3 protein-coding genes are annotated in these 5,725 nt (G+C 70.1%); all 3 read left to right on the forward strand.

The window, feature by feature from the left end; genetic code table 11:
* Positions 1-195: 195 nt before the first annotated feature.
* The 3 genes from JAO81_RS15395 (at position 196) to JAO81_RS15405 (ending at position 5,642) form a co-directional block, all read left to right on the forward strand.
* Positions 196-1,467 carry a sensor histidine kinase gene (locus tag JAO81_RS15395; protein WP_199548419.1) on the forward strand — a complete coding sequence of 424 codons (1,272 nt, stop codon included), beginning with the start codon at positions 196-198 and terminating at the stop codon, positions 1,465-1,467.
* 52 nt (positions 1,468-1,519) lie between these two features.
* Positions 1,520-2,209 carry a response regulator transcription factor gene (locus tag JAO81_RS15400; protein ID WP_199548420.1) on the forward strand — a complete coding sequence of 230 codons (690 nt, stop codon included), beginning with the start codon at positions 1,520-1,522 and terminating at the stop codon, positions 2,207-2,209.
* Positions 2,210-2,465: 256 nt separating this feature from the next.
* Positions 2,466-5,642 carry an efflux RND transporter permease subunit gene (locus JAO81_RS15405; protein WP_199548421.1) on the forward strand — a complete coding sequence of 1,059 codons (3,177 nt, stop codon included), beginning with the start codon at positions 2,466-2,468 and terminating at the stop codon, positions 5,640-5,642.
* Positions 5,643-5,725: the final 83 nt, after the last annotated feature.

Consider the following 5,725-nt stretch of genomic DNA (forward strand, 5'->3'; position numbering starts at 1 on the left):
CCCCCCCCCCCCCCGCGGGCCGCCGGGCGCGGGCGGGGAAGGCACCGGTGCGTGTACGGGAGCCATGCGCTGCTCCCGTTCCCGTAGGTCGGCCAGGACCCGCACCCGAGATCCACCGCACGCCCCACCCACCCGCACTCGAAGTCCACCGCACCCCGACACCCCCACCCCGACTCACCCGGTACCGTTCCCGAAGTGACCTCCCTCGCCCGCATCCGAGACTGGCTGACGGCCCACCCCCTGGCCTTCGACGCCACCCTCGCCTTCGCCGTCTTCGCCTGCATGGTCACCGCCTCCTTCGTGGAGCCGTACGGCCTGCACGGCCCCCACTTCGGCCGTGCCCCCGAGGCGATCAGCGTCGTCCTGATGGTGATCAGCGCCGCCGCCCTGGTGTTCCGCCGCCGCACCCCCCTGCTCGTCCTGATCATCACCGTCGCCGCCTCCCTCGTGGAGGTGCTCACCGGCGAACAGCGCGCCCCGGTGATGATGGCCGTCGTGATCGCCCTGTTCACGGTGGCCTCGATGACGAACCGCCCCACCACCTGGCGCTTCGCCCTGCCGATCATGGCGGTTCTGACGGCGGCCGCGATGCTGACGAGCAAGCTCCCCTGGTACGCCCAGGAGAACCTCGGTGTCATCGCCTGGGCCGGCCTCGCGGCCGCCGCCGGTGACGCCCTGCGCAGCCGCCGTGCCTTCGTCGACGCGATCCAGGAGCGCGCCGAACGCGCGGAGCGCACCCGCGAGCAGGAGGCCCTGCGCCGCGTGGCCGAGGAGCGCCTGCGTATCGCCCGCGATCTGCACGATGTCGTCGCGCACCACATCGCCCTGGTCAACGTCCAGGCCGGGGTCGCGTCGCACGTCATGGACAAGCGCCCCGACCAGGCCAAAGAAGCCCTCGCTCACGTCCGCGAGGCCAGCCGCTCCGCGCTGAACGAACTGCGCGCCACCGTCGGCCTGCTCCGGCAGTCCGGCGACCCCGAGGCACCCACCGAACCGGCCCCCGGCCTCGCCCGCCTCGACGAGCTGCTCGACACCTTCCGCGCCGCCGGGCTCCCCGTGGAGCTCGTGCACAACGACAACGGCGAGCACCTGCAGGCCGCCGTGGACCTGGCCGCGTACCGGATCATCCAGGAGGCGCTCACCAACGTGCAGAAGCACGCGGGCACGGGCGCCGAGGCCGAGGTCAGCGTGCTCAGGGTGAGCCGCAATCTGGAGATCACCGTGCTCGACAACGGCGGTGGCGGCGCGCAGCCCGAGGACGGCAAGGGGGCACGGCACCCGCACGAACAGCCGGGCCCCAAGTCCGAGGGCGGCCACGGTCTCATCGGGATGCGCGAGCGGGTCTCCGCCCTCGGCGGCACCTGCACCACCGGCCCCCGCTACGGAGGCGGTTTCCGCGTCCATGCGATCCTGCCCCTGAGTACCGAGGCACAGCAGTCGTCGTCCCGCTCCCGCACCTGCCGGTGAGCCGGGCGCCCGTCATGATGTGCCGCGCACGATCCCGTACGGGGGAGAAAACATGACCATCCGTGTCCTGCTCGCCGACGACCAGGCCCTGCTGCGCAGCGCGTTCAAGGTGCTCGTCGACTCCGAGCCCGATATGGAGGTCGTGGGCGAGGCCTCCGACGGCGCCGAGGCCGTCGCGCTCGCCCGCTCCGAACGGGCCGACGTGGTCCTGATGGATATCCGGATGCCCGGTACGGACGGTCTCGCCGCGACCCGGACGATCAGCGAGGACCCCGAACTCACCCACGTACACGTGGTGATGCTCACCACCTTCGAGGTCGACGAGTACGTGGTGCAGTCCCTGCGGGCCGGCGCGTCCGGCTTCCTCGGCAAGGGCTCCGAGCCCGAGGAGCTGCTCAACGCGATCCGGGTCGCGGCGGGTGGCGATGCGCTGCTCTCGCCGGTCGCGACCAAAGGTCTGATCGCCAAGTTCCTTGCGCAGGGCGGCAGTTCCGACGGAGACGGCAGCGACGGCGGCGCGCACGCCGAACGCCTCGCACAGCTCACCGGCCGGGAGCGCGAGGTGCTCGTCCAGGTCGCGGGCGGTCTGTCCAACGACGAGATCGCAGAACGCCTCAGCGTCAGCCCGCTCACCGTGAAGACCCATGTGAACCGCGCGATGGCCAAGCTCGGCGCCCGCGACCGCGCCCAACTCGTCGTGATCGCCTACGAATCCGGACTTGTCCGGCCGAAGGTCGACTGATCGGGTCAGGCGAACCGGGACGAGCCGGGCTCGCTCCCTCCAAGGATGGATCGCCCGTACTGCGCCCGCAGTAGGCGCCGTATAAGGAAACGAGTCCGCGGGGCGAGGAATCCGCTCCGGCGATGGCTGATCGTGTAGGCGGGCGGCACCTGCGCCCTGTCGGCAACCGACGACGGGCCCGCGCGTGTTCGCCCGGGCGGCACCTGTGTGTGCCCGCCCGCCTGCCGCAAACGCCAGCAAAGGAAGTCCCCATCCCATGTCCTGGCTGTCCAGATTCAGCCTTGCCCAACGGGCCCTGATCGGCCTGGTGTCGATCGTCGCGCTGGTCTTCGGCGCGATCGCCATTCCCCAGTTGAAGCAGCAGCTGCTGCCCTCCATCGAACTGCCGATGGTCTCGGTGATCGCCCCGTACCAGGGCGCCTCTCCCGACGTGGTCGAGAAGCAGGTCGTCGAGCCGCTCGAGGACTCGCTCGAAGCCGTCGACGGCATCAAGTCCGTCACGTCCACCGCCAGCGAGGGCAACGCCCTGCTGATGGCCTCCTTCGACTACGGCGACGGCTCCAAGCAGCTGGTCGCCGATGTCCAGCAGGCCGTCAACCGCGCCCGCGCCCAGCTCCCCGACGACGTCGACCCGCAGGTCGTGGCCGGTTCCACCGACGACATTCCGACCGTCGTGCTCGCCGCGTCCGCCGACGGCAAGGACCAGCAGGCGCTCGCCGACGACCTCGACCGCTCGGTCGTGCCGGTGCTCGAAGGCATCGACGGGGTGGCCCAGGTGGCCGTCGACGGCGTCCGCGACGTCGAGGTCTCCGTCACGCCCGACGACGCCAAGCTGGCGAAGGCCGGCCTGACTTCGGCCGCGCTCGTGCAGTCCCTGCAGGCGGGCGGCGCCACCCTGCCGGCCGGCTCCTTCGACGAGGGCGGCAAGAACCGCACGGTCCAGGTCGGCGGCGGCTTCAGCTCCCTCGAGCAGATCGAGAACCTGATGGTCACCGGCGGCGAGGGCTCCAAGGCGAAGCCCATACGCCTCGGTGATGTCGCGAAGGTCGAGGAGACCGAGGCCAAGGCCGACTCCCTGACCCGTACGAACGGTGAGCCGAGCCTCGCGATCGTCATCACCATGGACCAGGACGGCTCCGCGGTCGCGATCTCCAAGGCCGTGGAGGACGAACTGCCGTCCCTGCGCAAGGACTTGGGTGCCGGCGCCGAGCTGACGGTCGTCTCCGACCAGGGCCCGGCCGTCGAGAAGTCCATCTCCAGCCTGACCACCGAGGGCGCGCTGGGTCTTGCCTTCGCGGTCATCGTGATCCTGGTCTTCCTCGCGTCCCTGCGCTCCACGCTGGTCACCGCGGTCTCCATCCCGCTGTCCGTGGTGCTCGCGCTGATCGTCCTGTGGACGCGCGACCTGTCGCTCAACATGCTCACGCTCGGCGCGCTCACCATCGCCATCGGCCGCGTCGTCGACGACTCGATCGTGGTCCTGGAGAACATCAAGCGCCATCTCACCTACGGCGAGGAGCGCAAGGACGCCATCCTCAACGCCGTACGCGAGGTCTCGGGCGCCGTCACCTCCTCGACGCTCACCACCGTCGCGGTCTTCCTGCCGATCGGTCTGGTCGGCGGCATGGTGGGCGAGCTGTTCGGCTCGTTCTCGCTGACGGTCACCGCCGCGCTGCTCGCGTCCCTGATCGTCTCGCTGACGGTCGTGCCGGTCCTGTCGTTCTGGTTCCTGCGCGCCCCCAAGGGCACGTCCGAGGACCCGGAGGAGGCGCGCGCGGCCGCCGAGGCGAAGGAAGCGAAGAGCATCCTGCAGCGGATCTACGTCCCGGTGCTGCGCTTCGCCACCCGACGGCGCCTCACCAGCGTGTTCCTGGCGATCGTGGTCCTGGTCGGCACCTTCGGTCTCGCCCCCATGCTGAAGACCAACTTCTTCGACCAGGGCGAACAGAAGGTCCTCTCCATCAAGCAGGAGCTGGACCCCGGGGCCAGCCTCGCCGCCACGGACGAGGCCACGCAGAAGATCGAGCAGGTCCTCGACGGTGTGAAGGAGGTCAAGGACTACCAGGTCACCGTCGGCTCCTCCGGCTGGCTCGCGGCCTTCGGCGGCGGTACGGACACCAACCAGGCCTCGTACCAGATCACTTTGACCGACGACGCCGAGTACGAGGCGACCCGCGACAAGATCGACGCGGAACTCGCGAAGCTGGACGGCATCGGCGACACCCGTATCGCCGCAGGCGACGGCTTCGCGAACCAGGACCTGAGCGTGGTCGTGAAGGCCGCCGACGCCGAGGTCCTGGACAAGGCCGCCGAGCAGGTACGGTCCGAGGTCGCGAAGATCGACGACGTCACCGACGTGCAGAGCGATCTGGCCCAGTCCGTCCCGCGGATCTCGGTCAGGGCCAACGACAAGGCCGCGGCGGCCGGTTTCAACGACGCCACCCTCGGCCAGATCGTCGCCCAGGCCGTACGCGGCACCCCGAGCGCCAAGGCGATCCTGGACGACACCGAGCGCGACGTCCTGGTGAAGTCCGCCAAGCCGGCGACGACCGTGGACGAGCTGAAGAATCTGCCGCTCGGCCGCGTCAAGCTCGGTGATATCGCCGAGGTGAAGGTCGTCGACGGCCCGGTCTCGATGACCCGTATCGACGGCTCGCGCGCGGCGACCATCACCGCCAAGCCGACCGGCGACAACACGGGCGCGGTCAGCGCATCGCTCCAGACCAAGCTGAACGAGCTGGAGAAGGAGCTCCCCGACGGCGCCACGGTCGCCATCGGCGGTGTCTCCGAGGACCAGGAGGAGGCATTCGCCGCGCTCGGCCTCGCGATGCTCGCCGCGATCGCCATCGTCTTCATGCTCCTGGTGGCGACCTTCAAGTCCCTTGCCCAGCCGCTGATCCTGCTGGTCTCCATCCCGTTCGCTGCCACCGGCGCGATCGGTCTGCTGATCGCCACGGACACCCCGATGGGCGTCCCGGCACTGATCGGCATGCTGATGCTCATCGGCATCGTGGTGACCAACGCGATCGTCCTCATCGACCTGATCAACCAGTACCGGGCCCAGGGCCTCGGCGTGGTCGAGTCGGTCATCGAGGGCGGCCGCCACCGGCTGCGCCCGATCCTGATGACGGCGCTCGCCACGATCTTCGCGCTGCTTCCGATGGCCGCGGGCGTCACCGGCGAGGGTGGCTTCATCGGCCAGCCGCTCGCCATCGTGGTGATCGGCGGTCTGCTCAGCTCGACGCTCCTGACCCTGCTGCTCGTACCGACGCTGTACGCGATGCTCGAGCTGCGCAAGGAACGGCGGGCCGGGAAGAAGGCGGCCAAGCGGGCCAAGAAGGCCGAGAAGGACAAGGACGCGAAGCGGGACAAGGACATCCCGCAGCAGCCGACGGACACCGACGCGGCCATGGTGGACGCGCTGGACATCTGATCCCCGTACGGCACACGAAGGGGGGCCCGCAGATCTTGGGGGGGCGCCCTCGCGTCCGGGCCGCAACCCGGCTACGGCCGCCG

The organism is Streptomyces sp. N35 (assembly GCF_016464295.1).
Classification (GTDB): Bacteria; Actinomycetota; Actinomycetes; order Streptomycetales; family Streptomycetaceae; genus Streptomyces.